The 17,190-nt window shown below is 66.8% G+C and carries 13 protein-coding genes and 1 pseudogene; 8 read left to right on the top strand and 6 right to left on the bottom strand.

All coding sequences use genetic code 11. The annotated features are described in order from the left end of the window. Window positions 1-318: 318 nt before the first annotated feature. On the top strand, window positions 319-3,516 hold the full coding sequence (locus AC1DQR_RS06110) for an autotransporter outer membrane beta-barrel domain-containing protein (RefSeq protein ID WP_477132719.1): 3,198 nt from the start codon (window positions 319-321) through the stop codon (window positions 3,514-3,516). Between the two features lie 218 nt (window positions 3,517-3,734). Then, complete coding sequence (locus AC1DQR_RS06105) at window positions 3,735-5,039, top strand: amidohydrolase (protein WP_477132718.1); 1,305 nt, start codon at window positions 3,735-3,737, stop codon at window positions 5,037-5,039. Between the two features lie 49 nt (window positions 5,040-5,088). Here AC1DQR_RS06105 and AC1DQR_RS06100 read toward each other — a convergent pair whose 3' ends face one another. Beyond that, the gene (locus tag AC1DQR_RS06100) at window positions 5,089-6,057 is read right to left on the bottom strand and encodes an alpha/beta hydrolase (RefSeq protein ID WP_477132717.1); all 969 of its coding nucleotides are present in this window, start codon (window positions 6,055-6,057) and stop codon (window positions 5,089-5,091) included. A 126-nt stretch (window positions 6,058-6,183) separates the two neighbouring features. Between AC1DQR_RS06100 and AC1DQR_RS06095 the strand changes: the two genes are divergently transcribed. Continuing rightward, entirely contained in the window at window positions 6,184-7,089 is a 906-nt protein-coding gene (locus AC1DQR_RS06095; RefSeq protein ID WP_416048446.1) for a LysR family transcriptional regulator, read from the top strand. Window positions 7,090-7,259: 170 nt separating this feature from the next. Here AC1DQR_RS06095 and AC1DQR_RS06090 read toward each other — a convergent pair whose 3' ends face one another. Beyond that, window positions 7,260-7,937: an isochorismatase family protein gene (locus tag AC1DQR_RS06090; RefSeq protein WP_477132716.1), complete on the bottom strand. Its 678-nt coding sequence runs from the start codon at window positions 7,935-7,937 to the stop codon at window positions 7,260-7,262. Window positions 7,938-8,031: 94 nt separating this feature from the next. Beyond that, window positions 8,032-8,157: pseudogene (locus AC1DQR_RS06085) on the bottom strand (pirin-like C-terminal cupin domain-containing protein); the annotation flags it as partial. 238 nt (window positions 8,158-8,395) lie between these two features. Between AC1DQR_RS06085 and AC1DQR_RS06080 the strand changes: the two are divergent. The 4 genes from AC1DQR_RS06080 to AC1DQR_RS06065 all read left to right on the top strand — a co-directional run bounded on the left by AC1DQR_RS06080 (window position 8,396) and on the right by AC1DQR_RS06065 (window position 12,695). Next, entirely contained in the window at window positions 8,396-8,887 is a 492-nt protein-coding gene (locus AC1DQR_RS06080) for a flavodoxin family protein (RefSeq protein ID WP_416048444.1), read from the top strand. Window positions 8,888-9,093: 206 nt separating this feature from the next. Further along, on the top strand, window positions 9,094-9,870 hold the full coding sequence (locus tag AC1DQR_RS06075) for a COG4705 family protein (RefSeq protein ID WP_477132715.1): 777 nt from the start codon (window positions 9,094-9,096) through the stop codon (window positions 9,868-9,870). Between the two features lie 159 nt (window positions 9,871-10,029). Further along, window positions 10,030-10,365 (top strand): ElaB/YgaM/YqjD family protein, encoded by a 336-nt coding sequence (locus AC1DQR_RS06070; protein ID WP_416048442.1) that lies wholly within the window; start codon window positions 10,030-10,032, stop codon window positions 10,363-10,365. A gap of 29 nt (window positions 10,366-10,394) precedes the next feature. Beyond that, window positions 10,395-12,695 (top strand): heavy metal translocating P-type ATPase, encoded by a 2,301-nt coding sequence (locus tag AC1DQR_RS06065; protein WP_477132714.1) that lies wholly within the window; start codon window positions 10,395-10,397, stop codon window positions 12,693-12,695. 35 nt (window positions 12,696-12,730) lie between these two features. On the opposite strand, the gene AC1DQR_RS06060 is transcribed toward AC1DQR_RS06065, so the two are convergent. Then, window positions 12,731-13,978 carry an MgtC/SapB family protein gene (locus AC1DQR_RS06060; protein WP_477132713.1) on the bottom strand — a complete coding sequence of 416 codons (1,248 nt, stop codon included), beginning with the start codon at window positions 13,976-13,978 and terminating at the stop codon, window positions 12,731-12,733. A 306-nt stretch (window positions 13,979-14,284) separates the two neighbouring features. On the opposite strand from AC1DQR_RS06060, the gene AC1DQR_RS06055 reads away from it, so the two are divergent. After that, window positions 14,285-14,773, top strand: a complete 489-nt coding sequence (locus AC1DQR_RS06055; protein WP_416048439.1) for a phasin family protein — start codon at window positions 14,285-14,287, stop codon at window positions 14,771-14,773. Between the two features lie 101 nt (window positions 14,774-14,874). On the opposite strand, the gene AC1DQR_RS06050 is transcribed toward AC1DQR_RS06055, so the two are convergent. Continuing rightward, window positions 14,875-16,233, bottom strand: coding sequence for an MBL fold metallo-hydrolase RNA specificity domain-containing protein (locus AC1DQR_RS06050; RefSeq protein ID WP_416048438.1), 1,359 nt, complete (start codon window positions 16,231-16,233; stop codon window positions 14,875-14,877). Window positions 16,234-16,244: 11 nt separating this feature from the next. Beyond that, the gene (locus AC1DQR_RS06045) at window positions 16,245-17,081 is read right to left on the bottom strand and encodes a universal stress protein (RefSeq protein ID WP_416048437.1); all 837 of its coding nucleotides are present in this window, start codon (window positions 17,079-17,081) and stop codon (window positions 16,245-16,247) included. Window positions 17,082-17,190: the final 109 nt, after the last annotated feature.

Genomic DNA, 17,190 nt, shown 5'->3' with positions numbered 1-17,190 from the left:
GCCAAGCGAAACGCGCGTCGGTCCCGGCCAGCATCCCGACATCGGATTTTCCAAGCGTCCGCTTCGATTTCGCTTTCGATTTCGATTTCGATTAGCTTAAGCAATGCCCCGTGCCTGGAGACCACGCTGTGTCGTTGAGCACCATGCTTTTCGTACTTGTCCGATTCAAATCTGGCGAATGCGTATCTAGAATGGACCGGCCAATCAAACTCTCTCAACGCTCCCCTTCAACGCTTCCATACGCGCGTAGTTATTTTCATTAGCCGATTCAGGTCTGGTGCATTTGGTATTGGGGTGGAGCAAGCCGGACACTCCTCCATGAAACTGCAACCAACTCGAATTTCCGTCGCCATCCTGACAGTGCTGTTCCCGGGCATTCAGCTGGCCACGGCAGCAACGGCTTACCCCAACATCGATCTTTCCACACCCGATGGGGAAACCCGGGTGCTTGTCCCCGGTGACACGGTCACGCATGCTGACGCCGGCACGGCGGTCAATATCAGCGGCGCCAACAACGCCCTCTCGGGCAACGGCGTGAGCATCCAGTCCGGCATCGCAGGCACGAGCGTCAGCACGCAGGGCGTCACCGTCAGCGCCGGCGGCACACTGGCACTGTCCGACAGCAACATCACCGCACAGGGCAGCCTCAATGCCAGCGCCTTGGCCGTGCGCGATGCGGGCAGCAAGGCAACCCTGAACGACACGCGGATCAAGACCGAGGGTCGATACTCCCACGGCGTGCAAGCCATTGACGGCGGGCGCGTTGAGATGACGGGGGGCTCGGTTTCCACCCAGGGTGACGAAGCCCATGGCCTGAACGCAGCGGGCACGGACGCCATGATTACCGCCCGCAAAACGCAAATCACCGTCCTTGGCGAGGGCGCCTCGGCAGTCCACGCGGCGGATGGTGCGAGCGTCGTCCTGGATCAGGCAAAGCTCAATGCCACTGCCACCACGAATCGGGGCGGCAAAGGCATCAGTGTCGACCGCGGTACCGTGACCGCAACCAACACCGACATCGTCTCGGTCCGCGGCACTGGCATTCACGCGTCCGGTGGCAGCGTCTCGTTCTCCAATGGCACCATCGACGCGTATCTCGACGGCGTGTACCTCACCAGGGCCGGCGGAGCGGAATTCACCCCGTCCGAAGCCGTCTTGCGCGATGTGGCGGTGCATGCCGAGACGGGTTCCGGCATTGACGCAAACGCTGATGGCGTCCATGCCAGCCTGGAACGCGTGCAGATCAGCAGCAATGGTTCGAACGTCGCTGGCATCCGGGTTCCGAGCGAGAGCGTTGTGGTGGCCAAGGACGTCTCCATCAAGATGACCGGGGAAAAAGGCGTGGGCGTGGAAAACCGGGCGGGCACAGTCACCATGGACGGCGGCTCGATCACGACGCGTGGCACCAGCGGGCACGGTATCTACGTCTCCGAACTCTATAGCGGCAGCGGCAGCGGCGCGACGACCACCGCGCGCGGCGTCGCTGTCGAGACCTTCGGCAACGCTGCCATCGGTGTGGTCTCGCGCCTGTCCGGGTCCAACGTCGTGCTGGAAGGTGGCTCGGTCACCACCCACGGCCACACTGCCTACGGCATGCTCGCCAACGGCGCGCGCCTGGACGCAACAGGTACCATCGTGCGCACCGCTGGCGACGGCTCCCACGGGCTGATGATGGGCAATCAGGGCGCGCAGGCCAGCCTGGACGGCGTCGACATACGCACCGGCGGCACAGGCGCCAATGGCATCCTGGCCTACTCGTACACGCCCGGCGTCGACAACGCGATATCGATCCGCAACAGCCATATCGAGACCGCAAACGGCAATGGCATCACGGTCGAAGGCAGCGGCCTCGTCGCGAACCTGGCCGACACCACGATCATCGGCAGATCCAGCAGCGGCGATGGCGCTTTGTTGCACGTGGACGAACAGCGCCTCTCCTCGCCAAACGGCAGCACTACGATCGCCGCGCGCGATGTGCAGCTCAACGCGCAGCGCAGCCACCTGGAGGGTGACGTGGTGCTCGACAGCGGGTCGGCCAGCGTGAGCCTGCGCGACCACTCCGTGCTGACCGGCGCCCTGCGCAACAACGCCGGGCGGACGGTGGACACGATGAGCATCGACGACAGCAGCACCTGGCGCGTGCGCGGCAACTCGGCGGTGGCGCGCCTGGACAATGCGGGCACGGTGTCATTTGCCACCCCGGGCAGCGGCTTCAAGGTGCTGGACGTGACCGGCAACCTCAGCGGCGGCGGCCTGTTCGAAATGCGCACCGACCTGGGCGCCGGCCAGGGCGACCTGCTGCGCGTCGCCGGCACCGTCTCGGGCAATCACCGCGTGCTGGTCGCCAACAGCGGCGCCGAGCCGCAGGCCGGTGGCGGCTCCCTGAGGATCATCCAGAGCGAAGGCGGCCCGGGATCGTTCGCGCTCGCCAATCGCGATCAATTGGTGGACGCCGGCACCTATCGCTACGCACTGAAAAGCAGCGACACGGTTGGCGGGCGCGCCACCGACTGGAGCCTCGTCAACACCAGCGAGCTATCGCCGGAAGCGGTGCCGGAGCCAGGGCAGTCCCAGATTGCGCCCCCTGGTCCCGACGACCTGTCCACGGCCGCCAACGCCGCGATCAATACGTCCAGCGCAGGCACCGCGCACGCGATCTGGTATGCCGAAAAAGGCACGCTGGCCAGGCGGATGGGTGAGTTGCGCCAGGACAAGAACGAAGGTGGCGTCTGGGTGCGGGGTTTCGGCGAACGCCAGAAGCTCGACAACCGCGGCGGCCGCTCGTTCGAGCAGACCGTGGGCGGCCTGGAGGTCGGCGTCGACAGGTCCCTGCCGCGCGAAGGCGGGCGTTGGTACGTCGGCGGCATGACCGGGTACAGTTCGACCGACCGCCGTTTTCGTGGCGAAGGCACGGGCGGCGCCGATAGCTACCACGTCGGCGGCTATGCCACCTGGCTGGCCGATACGGGCTGGTACGTCGACGGCGTGTTCAAGGCTAACAAAATCCAGCAGAACTTCGCGGTGGTGGCGACCGACGGCCAATCGGTGAAGGCCGATTCCCACCAGAACGCCATCGGCGTGTCGGTGGAAGCCGGCCGCCAGGTGCCGTTCGGCTTCGGCTGGTTCGTCGAGCCGCAGGTGGCGCTGTCGATGCTCCGCGCCAGCGGCGCCAGCTACCGCGCCAGCAACGGTCTGCAGGTCGATGCCGACAGCGGCAATTCGATGCGCTTGCGCGTTGGTTCCCTGCTCGGCCGCCGCATTGCGTTTGCCAATGGCAACACCGTGCAGCCCTACGTCAAGCTGAGCCTGTCGCAGGAGCTTGACGGCAAGAGCACGGTACGCACTAACGGCGTGGCTACCCGGACCGACCTGTCCGGCGGCCTTGCCGAGCTGGGCGTTGGCGTTGCCGCGTCACTGGGCACGAACCACCGCCTGTACGCCGACTACGAATACGCAAGCGGCTCCAGGCTGGACAAACCGTGGATGGTCAGCATGGGCTACAGGTACAGCTGGTGATCTCGGCCCGAAACAAACCCAAAGCCAAAGCCAAAGCCAAACCCTAGCTCATATCGAGCCATTACGCCGACGGTGGCGGCACCTGGCCGCGCAAGGTTACGTGGACCTGACGCTGACACACGCCGACAAGGAAGAAAGGAAACGCCCAAGTGCAAGAAAAACTGCGAAGAAAAATACGGGAAAAACGCGCGTTGGCTCGCCGTGCGGCGGCCGCCGCCATGCTGCTTGCCGCAGTCAATGCCGGTGCCGAAACGTTGGCACAACCCAGCGAGCTTGACGACGGGCGAACCAGCCAGCTGAGCGGCCTGGTCACAACCATGTATCCCGAACTGGACGCCTTGTACAAGGATCTGCACGCGCACCCCGAGCTTGCATTCGCTGAGACCCGCACCGCATCGCGGCTCGCCGGGGAGATGCGCGGGCTCGGATTCGAGGTGACCGAGAACGTGGGAAAGACTGGCGTGGTGGCCCTGTACCGCAACGGCCCGGGCCCGACCATCATGGTGCGCACCGACATGGATGGCCTCCCCATGGAGGAGAAAACCTCTCTGCCCTATGCCAGCAAGGCAGTCACCACGTGGAACGGGCGCGAGAGCTTCGTTGCGCATAGTTGCGGCCACGACTTGCACATGGCGACCTGGGTAGGCACCGCGCGTGCCCTGGTCGCCATGAAAGGCCAGTGGCGCGGCACGTTGATGTTCGTGGCGCAGCCGGCTGAAGAGATCGGCGCCGGCGCCAGGGCCATGCTGGCCGACGGGCTGTTCAAGCGCTTTCCCAAGCCTGACACGGCGCTTGCCTTGCACACGGATCCCCGGCCTTACGGCACGGTCAGTTACAGCGTGGGCCCGATGACGTCTGCCGCCAGCGCGTTCGAGATCGTCTTCAAAGGCCGTGGCGGACACGGCTCCGCACCCAACAAGGCGCTGGACCCGATCATCATTGCCGCGCGATTCGTCACGGATGTGCAGGCCGTGACGAGCCGGGAAAAGGATCCGATGGCATTCGGCGTGATCACCGTCGGCGCGCTCCAGGCAGGAAGCTCGGGCAACATCATTCCCGACAGCGCGGTCTTGCGCGGCACAATCCGTGCTTACGATTCCGGGGTCCGGGCACTGCTTGTCGACGGGGTGCGGCGCGTTGCGCGGGCATCGGCAAGCGCGGCCGCCGCCCCCGAGCCAGAGATCACGATTACCGACAATGGCCCCGGCGTGGTGAACAGCGAGACGGTGGTTGCACGCGTTGAGGCCGCGTTGCAGGCGGGCCTGGGCAAGGACAAGGTGGCCCGTACGCTGCCGCTCACCACCAGCGAGGATTTCGCGGAATACGGCGGCGAGGGCGTGCCTTCGATGTTCTTCCTTGTGGGTGTGCTTGACCCTGAAGACGTCTCAGCCGCAAACAAGCGCGGCGGCAAGCCCCTGGTGTTCAATCACTCGCCCTACTTCGCCCCGGTGCCCGAGCCGTCGATCAAGACCGGTGTCACCGCCATGAGCCTGGCCGTGCTTAGCCTGCTCGCGGCACCTTGAACGCGCTTCACCGTGCGATGCTCCTGTCGGCCTCCTATCTGCCTGAGGATCATCGCCCTTGCGCCGGCTTGCCCAGGTGCTCGGCGAACCAGCTTGCAGCCGCGCGGCTGGTCTGGTCGAAATGCTCCGTGTAGACCGAATAGTGTCCGCCGCCGAGCAGCAGCAGTTGCTTGGGCTGGTGTGCCTGGTTAAAAGCCTCTTGCTGCAGGTCGGCTGGCGTCAGCCCGTCTTCGGTCGCGACGATCATCAGCAGCGGCGTTGGCGCGATACGCCGGATATAGGCACCCGGCTCATAGGCGCGCGCCAGCTCCAGCGAGCGCAGCGTGACCTCGTTGACCCAGGACGGGCAGCGCTGCGCCTCGCCATGCATGTAGTCATACGAATCGCGGCCGGGATAGGCGACCGGCGCCTCGGGCTCGGCATCGATCATGCGTAACGTCGCCGGCGCCGCACCGGCAAAGCGGGCCTCGCGGTCCGCCTCGAACGCGGCCTGCAGTGTGCGCGCCTTGTCGTAGCGCATGCGCCGCTGTGCGGCGGCAAAGCCGCTGATGGTCGGGACCTGGCTGACCACGCACCTGACCCGTTTGTCGATGGCGGCCACGACCAGGGCATGCCCGCCGCTGTAGCTCGATCCCCAGATGCCAATGCGCTCGCGGTCGACCTCGGGCCGGCCGCGCACGTAGGAGATCGCCGCGCGGAAATCCTCGATCTGCCAGGCGGGATCGATCTCCTGCCGGGGCTGCCCGCCGCTGCGGCCCAGCCGCCGGAAATCGAAGGTCAGGGCCGCGATGCCCTCATTGACAACCGCCGCCGCGTAGTCCTCCAGGTCCCCGCCCGCCACCATCGACCACCCGTGCGCCAGCACCACGGCCGGCACCTGCCCCGTGGCGCCCGCAGGCAGGTAGAACGTACCGCGGATCACGTCGCCATCCAGCGTGAATTCGATCGGTTCTGCCGATCCATTCACGCTCGCCTTGTTTTGCGGAGTCTTGCTCAACGCCCCTTCTTCTTTGCTCATATCGCCAGATAATTCGAGTCGTAACCGCGTCATTCTGCCGATACGCCGTTTTGGGAACAAGTGTTAATATTCCGCCGATCAATCGTTGTTTCCGATTGATTGATCAATGCGTTTCTGGAGGCATGGATGGACCTGAAGCAACTGGAGTGCTTTCTGGCGGTCGCGCGCGAGCTGCACTTCGGCCGGGCCGCCGAGAAGCTCAACGTGAGCCAGTCATCGGTATCCGAGGCGGTCAAGGCGCTGGAACACGCGCTGGGCGGGCTGCTGTTCGATCGCACCAGCCGGCGTGTCGCGCTGACGCCGCTGGGCGAGACACTGCGCAACGGCGCTGCGCCAGCAATCATTCAGCTCAAGGCATCGATCGAGGACTGCAAGCAGCAGGCGGCGGGCAAGCCGCGTTTGTTGAAGATCGGTTTTCTCGGTGGCGGTTTTTATGAGCTGCACCAGCCGTTCGTGACCGAAGCCAAGGCCGCGCACCCCGAGATCGAGCTGGAATTCGTGGAACTGACCTATGTGACGCACTACGCCGCGGTCAGCGACGGCACGGTGGATGCGGCCTTCTGCCGGCTGCCGCTGGGGGCCGACGGCCTGCGCCATGGGCCCGTGATCATGCGGGACCAGCGCATGCTGTGCGTGCCGCAGGACCACCCTCTGGCCGCCACCGGATTGGTGGACCCTGAGCTGCTGGCGCAGGAGCGCCTGGTGCGCATGGTGCCGGGCTCGGTCAACCAGGAATGGCAGGACTATCACTTCCCGCGCCACACACCGCAGGGCAAGCCGATCGGCGAAGGGCCCGTGATACGCACCATCCGTGAAGCCATTGCTGCCGTTGGCACCAGACAGGCCCTGCTTATGCTGACCAAGCGCGCCGCCAGCTACTACGCGACGCCGCAGATCGCGTTCGTCGAGATCGACCTGCCGGCCATGCCATCGGCACTGGTGTGGCGGGCCGACGACCAGAGGCCGATCCTTCAGGAACTCGACGCGCTGTTGCTGCGCATTGGCCGCCGCTACGGCATCGCTCCCGCCTGAGCCTGGGCGCAGACCTTTTAGATCGAGCCTACTATCAAGCGGCGCACCGGGACGCGCGAAGTTGCTCTCAGGGCTGGAATCGGAGGAAGCCATCGAGCCGATGGCCCCTCGCTTGACAGTTGCCGCATGTGAATGCCCGAAGGTATTCCGCATAGCAGCGGCGCGAAGCATCAGCGCGCCGAGTCCAGCATCTCGCTGTCCTTCACCACGTTCTGGGCCTTGGTGTAGCTCTCGATCAGCAACTGGTACGCCGGGAAGATCTTGGTGTAGATGTCGGCCCACTGCATGGCATCATCCCTGTGCCAGGTCTTCTGCAGTTCCGAAGCGACCGCGGCAGTGTCCATCGGTACCACCCCAGCCTGTACAACACGGGCAAGCGTGATCTCTTGAGCCATCTTCGAGTATGTGCCAGACGCATCGACGACGGTGAAAACCCTGTAGCCATCCGCGACAGCGCTAATCGAGGGAAAGGCCATGCACACGCTCGTAATGGTGCCCGCGATGATCAGCGTCCTGCGGCCAGTGGCCTTCACCGCCGCCACGAAATCCGGATTGTCCCAAGCATTGATTTCGCCTTTGCGGGCGACATACCGGGCGTGCGGCGCGTTCTCGTGAATCTCCGGGATCAGCGGACCATTGGGCCCTTGCGGCACGGAGGCCGTGGTGATGACCGGCAGCTTGGAAAGCGTCGCCATCCTTGCCAAGGCTGCGGCACGGGCGCGCAGTTCAGGCATGGGCATATCGCCCACAGTCTGGAACAAGCCGCTCTGATGGTCGATCAGCAGCATGGCCGAATCGCTGGGGTCAATCATCGGGCGCTGGCCATTGAAGTTGGCAGGTGTGCTCATCGTGCGTCTCCTTGGGGGGTGAAGGTGAAGGTGCATCTGCACCGAGTTTTGAATGCTCTGCCGCCCTGTGGCGGCAGAACAGGAACGACTTGACCATCTGACCAAAGCGCCCACTGCTGAAGTCGGCATAGGCCTGGACGATGTCTTCCTGGCTGTTCATCACGAAGGGACCGTAACCCACGATAGGCTCATCAATGGGCTCGCCGCTCAAGAGAATGATTGGATTCCATCGTGTCGTCGCTGCTAGAGCATAGGTGTGAGGCGGCATGGCCGGTAGACTGCCAAAGTGGGCGACAGAGTCCTATTTAGAGAACGATGGGGCCGCTCTTCTCGTGCAAGCGCTGACAGCGCCTCTCTACCCGGTTCACGTCGTGAACCACCGCGGCTTTTCCTCGGCTGGCCGGTGTTTGGGGCGTGATAGAGTGCGCAACGTGCCGGCGGATGGCGAGTAGGAACAAATGAAGACGCTGCTGATCGTCTACCACACGATGACCGGGGGAACAAAGCAGATGGCCGAGGCGGCAGCCGACGCGGCGCGTATGCAACCTGACATCGCGGTCAGGCTGCAGCGAGCGGCCGAGACCGGTCCGGACGATGTGCTGGCGGCCGACGGCTATCTGTTCGCGACGCCGGAGAACCTGGCTGCGATGTCCGGACTGATGAAGGACTTCTTTGATCGCTGCTACTACGCGGCGCTTGATCGTGTGAACGGCCGCCCGTACGCGGCCATGATCTGTGCCGGCAGCGACGGGCAGAACGCGCTGCGTCAGGTCGAACGCATTGCTACCGGCTGGCGGCTCAAGTGTGTGGCGCCGGGCCTGATCGTCTGCACCCATGCACAGACACCCGAACGCATTCTGGCACACAAGGAGATCGGCGCCGAGGACCTGGCGCACTGTGCCGAACTGGGCGCTGGCCTGGCGGCAGGTCTTGCGCTTGGCGTTTTCTGACGTCGAAACCCGTCACGTTCGGGCTAGGCGCGATAAGCCTCCCGCCACCACGCGCCAGCGGCTGATAGTCAACTTTCGTCCTCCGCCCCGCCCGTTGCGCCGCAACACGGCCTTAATGCTGCCTTAATCCCGCGCGAACTAGTATCTGGCAATCCTTGCGGCGCCAGGAGTCCGCCGCGCCAAGCCTAACGTCGAAGGAGTTCAACATGACAGCACGCCCCGGCTACGAGGCCAGCGCCGCGGCKGCCAGCAAAGTGCCGGAAGTCACACTGGCATTCTGGCTGATCAAGATCGCCGCGACCACGCTCGGAGAGACCGGCGGCGATGCGCTGTCGATGACGATGGGACTGGGCTACCTGGTCAGCACGGCGATCTTTGCGGCGGTGTTCCTGGTGGCGGTCTGCGCCCAGGTGCGCGCGAGGCGCTTCCAGCCGCTGCTGTACTGGGCCACCATCGTGGCCACCACCACGGTCGGCACGACCCTGGCGGACTTCGCGGACCGCTCGCTCGGCATCGGCTACGCCGGGGGGTCCACGTTGCTGGCGCTGCTGTTGCTGCTGTCGCTGGCGTTGTGGTATCGCTGGCTTGGCACGGTCTCGGTCGACAGCGTGCATTCGCCGCGCGCCGAGCTGTGCTACTGGGTCACCATCATGTTCTCGCAGACGCTTGGCACAGCGCTGGGAGACTGGACCGCCGACACGGCCGGAATGGGTTACGTCGGCGGCATGGCGATCTTCGGCTCGCTGCTGGCATTGCTAGCCCTGGCCTACTACCGCACGCGGATCTCACGCACGTTGCTGTTCTGGGCGGCCTTCATCCTGACGCGCCCGCTCGGCGCGGTGCTGGGCGACTTCCTCGACAAGCCCTTGCAATCGGGCGGGCTGGCACTGGGCCGCTTCAGTGCTTCGGCAGCGCTGCTGGGCTTCATGGCGCTTTGCCTGCTGCTGATGCCACAGAGGGCCGCGGCCCGGGCCCGGCACTAGCGGCCGGACCCCGCATCCGCTTGCTTGCTGCCGGCTTGACGTCGGCTTGATGTCGGCTTGATGTCGATCAACCGCCGGGCCGGCGCCGAACCTATAGTGGTGTGTGGCTTAGCTTCATCCCGCCGCACCTTCATCGTTTCCACCCGCCAGGAGTGCGCCATGAACGACGTCAGATCCGTATTTTCCGTACACCGCGCCGCGCTACAGCGCGATGTCAACGTCCTGCTGGCCGATGTGCAGGCATTGCTGCGCGACGCCGCCGCCTTGACCGGCGAGCAAGCCGGCCAGGCCCGCGAACAGTTCAACGTGCGGCTGGAGGCGCTGCAGCTGCGCCTGCGCGAGCTGCAGGCGCAAGGCCGCGACCAGGTGCGCGATCTGGCCAATGCGGGAGAAGCGTACGTGCAGGCGCACCCATGGCGTGCGCTGGGCGCGGCCGCGGCGGTTGCCGCCGTGTGCGGGGTGCTTGTCGCCATGTCGGTCTCGCGCCGCGATTGATGGCCGATCGATAGCGGATCGAAGGCAATATGGCGCCTGCGCAGACTCGCTACCACCGCTGGCTCAACCTCGGGCTTCTGGCGACCTGCGCGCTCACGCTGAGCGCGGGATCGCTGCTGTACTGGTTCGAATCGGCGGCGCTCGCGCGCACTGCGTGGTTGATCGGTGTCCTGCCGGTGCTGATTGCCCTGGCCGCCAGCACCGTGCTCGCGGCGTGGCACCGCAAGGCCGGCGTGGATGTCCTGGCTCTGCTGGCCATCGGCTTCGCATGGTGGCTGGGCGAGCACTTTACCGCCGCCGTGATTGCCCTGATGCTGGCCAGCGGACGCGCGCTGGAGAGCTATGCGCAAGCGCGCGCCGCCAGCGAGATGAGCGCGCTGCTGCGCCACGCGCCGCGCGAAGCCAGCCGCTTCGAAGGCGGCGAATGGCGCCCGGTACCGCTGGAGCTTGTGCGCCCCGGCGACCGGCTGCTGATACGCGCGGGCGAAGTGGTGCCCGCCGATGGGACCCTGCTCCAGGCTGCCGAACTGGATGAATCCACCCTGACCGGCGAGGCCATGCCGCAGCGCCGCGCGCCGGGCGAGCCACTGCGCAGCGGCGTGGTCAATGCCGGCGCGCCGTTCGAGATGCTCGCCGGCGCCACGGCGGCACAGAGTACCTATTCGGGCATCGTCCGCCTTGTGATGGAGGCGCAGCAAAGCCGTAGCCCGTCCATGCGCCTGGCCGACCGCTACGCCCTGCTGCTGGTGCCGCTGGCGCTGGCCGTGGCCGGCGCAGCCTGGATCATGACCGGCGATGCGCACCGGGCACTCGCGGTGCTGGTGGTCGCCACCCCCTGCCCGCTGATCCTGGCGGTGCCGGTGGCCATCGTCTGCGGCATGTCGCGCGCTGCCAGCCGGGGCATCCTGGTCAAGAGCGGCGGTGCGCTGGAGCGGCTGGCGCAGTGCCGCGTGCTGTTTTTCGACAAGACCGGAACCCTGACCACGGGCCAGGCCCGCGTCTCGGCCATCGAGGCGGCGCCGGGACACGCGCAGGACGAGGTGCTTCGCCTGGCAGCTTCGCTGGCACAGACCTCGGTGCATGCCAGCTCCCGCGCGCTGGTCGCCACGGCGCGCGAGCGCGGCCTGGCACTGGCGTTGCCGGGCGAGGTCGCCGAGGATCCCGGTGCCGGCCTGCGCGGCACGATCGGCGGGCATGTGGTCACCATCGGCTCCCTGGCGCATGTGGCCAGCGCAACCGCATCAATGCCGTGGAGCACGGCATGGGTGCGGCGCATGGGCCATGAGGGCGCGGCGGCCGTCTTTCTTGGCGTTGATGGCGCCATGCGTGGCGCGCTGCAGCTTGCGGACCAGATCCGGCTTGACACGCCCCGCGCGCTCAGGCTTCTCAGGCAGGCCGGCATCCAGCGCATGGTGATGCTGACCGGCGACCGCGACGACGTGGCGCAGATGACAGGCGCGATGCTGGGCGTGACGCAAGTGCGCGCCCAGCAGACGCCCGCGCAAAAGCTCGCGGCAATCCGCGAGGCGCAGCGCGACGACAAGGTCATCATGGTTGGCGACGGCGTCAACGACGCGCCCGCGCTGGCCGCCGCCGACGTCGGCGTGGCAATGGGCGCGGCAGGCGCTGCCGCGTCGGCGCAGGCGGCGGACGTGGTACTGCTGGTCGACCGCCTGGACCGCCTGGCCGAGGCGATGCAGATCGCCAGGCGCACGCGTCGCATCGCCGTGCAAAGCGTGGTGGCGGGCATGGCGCTGTCGCTGGCGGCCATGATCGCGGCCGCATTCGGCTACCTGCCGCCAGTGGCGGGCGCGCTACTGCAAGAACTGATCGATGTCGTTGTGATTCTCAACGCGCTGCGGGCACGCAATCCGGGGCCCGAATGGCAGCCCGCACAAATCACGGCGGCCGAGGCCACCAGACTGAAGACCGAGCATAGCGAGCTGGGGCAGGTGCTCGACCAGGTGAGATCGATGGCGGATCGCGTAGCCAGCCTCCCCGGCCAAGCCGCCGCAGCCGAACTGGCAGCGCTCAACCAGGCACTGCGCGAGCAATTGCTCGCGCACGAGATCCACGACGACGCCAACCTCTATCCGGAACTCGCGCGGCGCCTTGGCGGCCAGGACCCGCTGGCCGCGCTCAGCGGCGGGCATCGCGAGATCTTCCACCTGGTCGGCATGCTGGAGCGCATCGCCGCGGACCAGCCCGCGGACGGCATCGAGCTGGAAAGCGCACAGGAAGTCCGGCGCCTGCTCTATGAGCTCAATGCGATCCTGCGCCTGCATTTCGCGCAGGAAGACGAGCTGTATCACGCGCTGGGGGACGCCTGACGATCTGCCCGCAGCGCAGCGTGCCCGGGCCGGCATCAGCGCAACGACACCAGCGCGAGCGCCGTGGCCCAGGTCACTGCGGCAGCCAGCACAAGCCCCGCACCGACACGCAACGCAAAGGCGCGCCCGCCCGCGGCAGCCAGCACGATCTTGGTAGCGGTATTGGTGGAAAAGGCCGCCAGCACCGGCCACACCGCCGCCTCTGCCGACAGGCGTCCCGCCGCGACCTGCGCGGCAACCGACACGGTTGCGGCATGCGCATCGGCAAACCCGCCGGCCACGGCCACCATCATCAGCATCCCGGGCCCGGACCATGCTCGCGTGGCGCCATTGGCCAGCAAGAGCAAGGCCATGAGCAGCACGAACCCTGCCGCCACGCGCCAGTCCAGCGAGCGGCCCGCCAGTTGTGCGCCGTCCTGCGCGGCTGGCCTGCGCGTTGCCAGCCAGAGCCAGAAGCCGGCATAGAGGCCCATTGCCGTCAGCCCGGCCGCGAGGGGCCATGCCAATGCCCGGAGCGCTGCCGCGCTGGTCGCGGCCAGCAACAGCAGCATCTGCACGAACGTGGCCACGCTGGAAAGCAGCGCGGCCGCCACGGCCGCATCGCGTATGTCCGGCGCCTTGCGCACCATGGCCGCCATCGAGCCGATGGTCGCCGCGCTGGAGACGAAGCCACCGAACAGGCCGGTCACCGGCAGGCCTACCCGCTCGCCGAACAGCCGCGTGGCAATATGCCCGGCTGCGCCCATCAGCATCACCAGCATCGCCACCAGCCAGAGCGTGCGCGGGTTCCAGGCGTCGAACGGGCCCATGTAGCGGTCGGGCAGCAAAGGCCAGATCACCAGCGCCGCCACCGCCAGCATCAAGGCATCGCTCAGCTCCTGCCGGCTCAGCGCGTTGCGCACCAGGCCGTGCAGGGTTGCCTTGCCGTGCAGCAGAATCGCAAGGACAGTGGCAATGCCGGCGGCAAGCGCGGGATGCGTGACAGCCAGCGCGCCGAGCAAGACCGTGCACAGCAACGCCATCTCCGTGGTCATGCCGGGATCCCTGGCCGCGGTGTGGCGGTAGCCCAGGGCTGCCAGGCCGGCAATCGCCAGCAGGACCGCCGGCAACAACCCGGCGTTGGGCAGGAACGCGCCCAGCGCGCCGCTGACGCTGGCAATGGCAAACGTGCGCAAGCCAGCCGGCGCCTCGGCACCTTCCGCCGCCTGGCTGCGCTCCCGCTCCAGCCCGATCGCAAGGCCGATCCCAAGCGCGACGCTAAATGCCACGACCGTGTGATCCATCCTATCCCCCCGGAAACGGTCAAGCTTACCGGCACCGTTGCATTCAGTCTGGACCATGCGTGCGCAACCGGCTTGATGTGCCGCAAGCTTGATGCGGATCAACAAGCGCCAGCGGCACGCTTCTAAAATCATCTGATGGGCGAAACCGTGATTTGCCGTGGTCGCGCGACTTGCGCGAGACATGCCCGGTAGAACAGGTCCGGTAAAGCAGGCCCGCCCTGACCGTTGACAATAGTTGGCGGCTGAGCAGCAATCCACGCGCGTTACCGCACTATCGCGTTACCGCGCGCCTCCAGGAGACTCACCATGACAGACCAGACCGACGTCCCCCTCGCATGCTTCACCGCCAATTGCGAGGCGGGCCTGCGCGCGCTGACCCTGATGCAGGAGAGCCGGCAGCGCTTTCTTGAACTCCAGCTCGATGCGGTACGCAAGGACATCAAGACCTTGCACGACGCAGGCGCGCAGCTGGCGAATGCCGGCGACTTCGCCACGCTCGCTACCCTGCCGGCCACCTTCCTGCGCAACCAGGCCGAGCATTACGCACAGCGGATGCAAGCCTGGATGAATCTCGCCATTCACAACCAGACCGCCATGGTGGAACAACTGCGGGAAGCCGGAGAAACCTGGCAGCGCTGCCAGGCCGCGGCGCTGCAGCAGGCCGGGAGCACCGCTTCGCTGCCCACGCAAGTGCAGGATATGTTCGAGAAATTCAGCCAGGCGGCGGCCACGCTGAACGGGACCGCCGCCAGCGCCGGCGCCGCTACGCAGAAGCGCGCCATCCATGCCGGCTGAAGTGCCGCTGAGATGCCGCTGAGATGCCGCTGAAGTGCCGCTGCTGAGACGCTGCTGAGACGCCGGCGGGGATGCCGCCGGCCACCGCTTGCCATGCCTGCCTAATCCAGCGCGTACGAACGAAGATACTCCGGCATCGTGACCGCCCAGCGCAGCTCCCGCTCGATCCGCTGGCGCAGGGCGTCGCTCGCGGACGGCTCGCCATGCACCACGAAGGTCTGCCGGGGCGGGCTGCCGAAGCCGCCAAGCCACGTCATCAGTTCATTGGCGTCAGCATGGGCCGAGAGCGAAGTGATCTGCTCCACCGAGGCCTGGATGGCAACCTGCTTGCCATGGATGCGTAGTTCACGCATGCCCGAGGCCAGCGCCGCGCCGCGGGTACCGGCGGCCTGGAAGCCCGAGAGCAATATCGTATTGCGCGCATCCTGGCCATAGGTCTCCAGGTGATGCACCACCCGCCCGCCGGTTGCCATGCCGCTGCCGGCCAGGATGATCTTGGGCGCGCGGTCGCGGTTCAGCCACATGGACTGCTGCATGCTCTGGATCAGGATGGCGATATGGCAGGCCGCCGCGCAGGCCCCGCGGTCGATCCGCAGTTCGTCCGGGTGCAGGGCGAAGATCGTGGTGGCGTCGATCGCCATCGGGCTGTTGAGGTAGACCGGCACCTGGGGAATGCGGTTTTGCTCGCGCAGCTTGTAGAGGCAGTACAGCAGCGCCTGGGTGCGCCCGACGGCAAACGCGGGAATCACCACGCTGCCGCCGCGGCCGATGGTGCGGCTGACGACCTCGCCCAGCGTGTCGAGCGGATCATCCGCGGGATGGGCGCGGTCGCCGTAAGTGGACTCGACCAGCAAGTGATCCGCTTCGCGAAGGACCTCCGGGGCGCGCATCACGATGTCCTGCTGGCGTCCCAGGTCGCCGGAAAACACGATCCGCTTGCCATCCACGTGCAGCGTCACGATGGCCGAGCCGATGATGTGTCCGGCGCGATGAAACTCCGCCTCCACGTCGGGCGTCACCCGCACCCGCGTGTCGTAGTGAAACGGGTCGAGCCGGCGCAAGGCGCGCACGGCGTCCGCGCCGTCGTAGAGCGGCAACGCCGGCTGATGCCGCGAGTAGCCCTTGCGGTTGGCGTAATGCGCGTCCTCCTGCGCCAGGTGGGCGCTGTCGGGCAGCAGCATCTGGCACAGCTGCGCGGTGCCCATGGTGCAGAACACCCGCCCCCGAAAGCCGTTGCGCACCAGCAGCGGCAGGTATCCGCTATGGTCGATATGCGCGTGCGTGAGCACCACCGCGTCCAGCGTGGACGGATCGACCGGCAAGCGGTCCCAGTTGCGCAGGCGCAGCGCCTTGTAGCCCTGGAACAGCCCGCAGTCCACCATCACGCGGCTGCGGCCGGTGTCGAGCACATACTTGGATCCCGTGACCGTGTCGGTCGCGCCGAGAAATTGCAGCTGCATGGCGCGCTCCGTCAATGCGACAACAGCAGTGGCACCGGCGCGTGATGCATCAACGTGCGCGTGGTGCCGCCCATGATCAGTTCGCGCATGCGCGCGTGCCCGTAGCCCCCGGCCACCAGCATGTCGGCCCCCAGCGCGCCAACCGCGTCGAGGAGACTGGCTGCGACGGGCCCCGCCTTCTGCACGTTGCGCACGCCGGCCACGATGCCATGGCGCTGCAGGTAATGCCGCAAGCCGGCCACCGGCTCCGAGTCTGCCCGCGGTTCGCCGCGATCATCCCAGACGCCGATGATGGTGACGCGGCTGGCGCGCAGCAGCAAAGGCATGGCGTCGGCCACGGCCCGGGCCGCTTCGCGCTGCCCGTCCCATGCGATCGCCACGTGCCCGCCATGCAGCCGGCGAAACGCCTGCGGCACCAGCAATACCGGGCGCCCGGCGTTGAGCAGCACGTACTCGGCCGCCCCGGCGCCCAGGGAAGGCACTTCCTGCGTTGCCACCGGCCGTGCCATCACGGCCAGATCGGCTACGCGGGCCTCCCGCGCCAGGACCCAGCCGGTCTCCTCTTCCACCACGCGGTGCGAGAACGGCACGCCCGGCGCATGCGCTGCCATGGTGCCGCTCAGTATCTCGCCCTGCAGCGTGGCCTGCGACAGCAGCCTGCTGCGCGACGCCGCCATATGCCGCGCAACGTCATCGCCCGCGCCCCGGACCGGGTCCAGGCGCAGGCCGGTGGCGCTGACGCCGGTGACATGCGCGCCAAAAGAGGCTGCCAGGTCGGCAGCCATCCTGACGCGAGATGCGCAGTCGGGGTCCGCTCCGAGCGCGACCAGCACGGTCCGGTAGTCCATGATGTGCTCCATGTATTGGCGAGCATGCCTGCTGGCAGACCCGGTCCAGTTCATGGTGGCACAGCGCGCCGGCCGCACTTTGTCCCAGATCAAGCGCAGCAAACGCGAG

The sequence above is a fragment of the Cupriavidus sp. 05L411 genome, from assembly GCF_056398045.1.
Note: the sequence above shows the minus strand (reverse complement) of the source record. Positions and strands in the feature narration are given on the sequence as shown.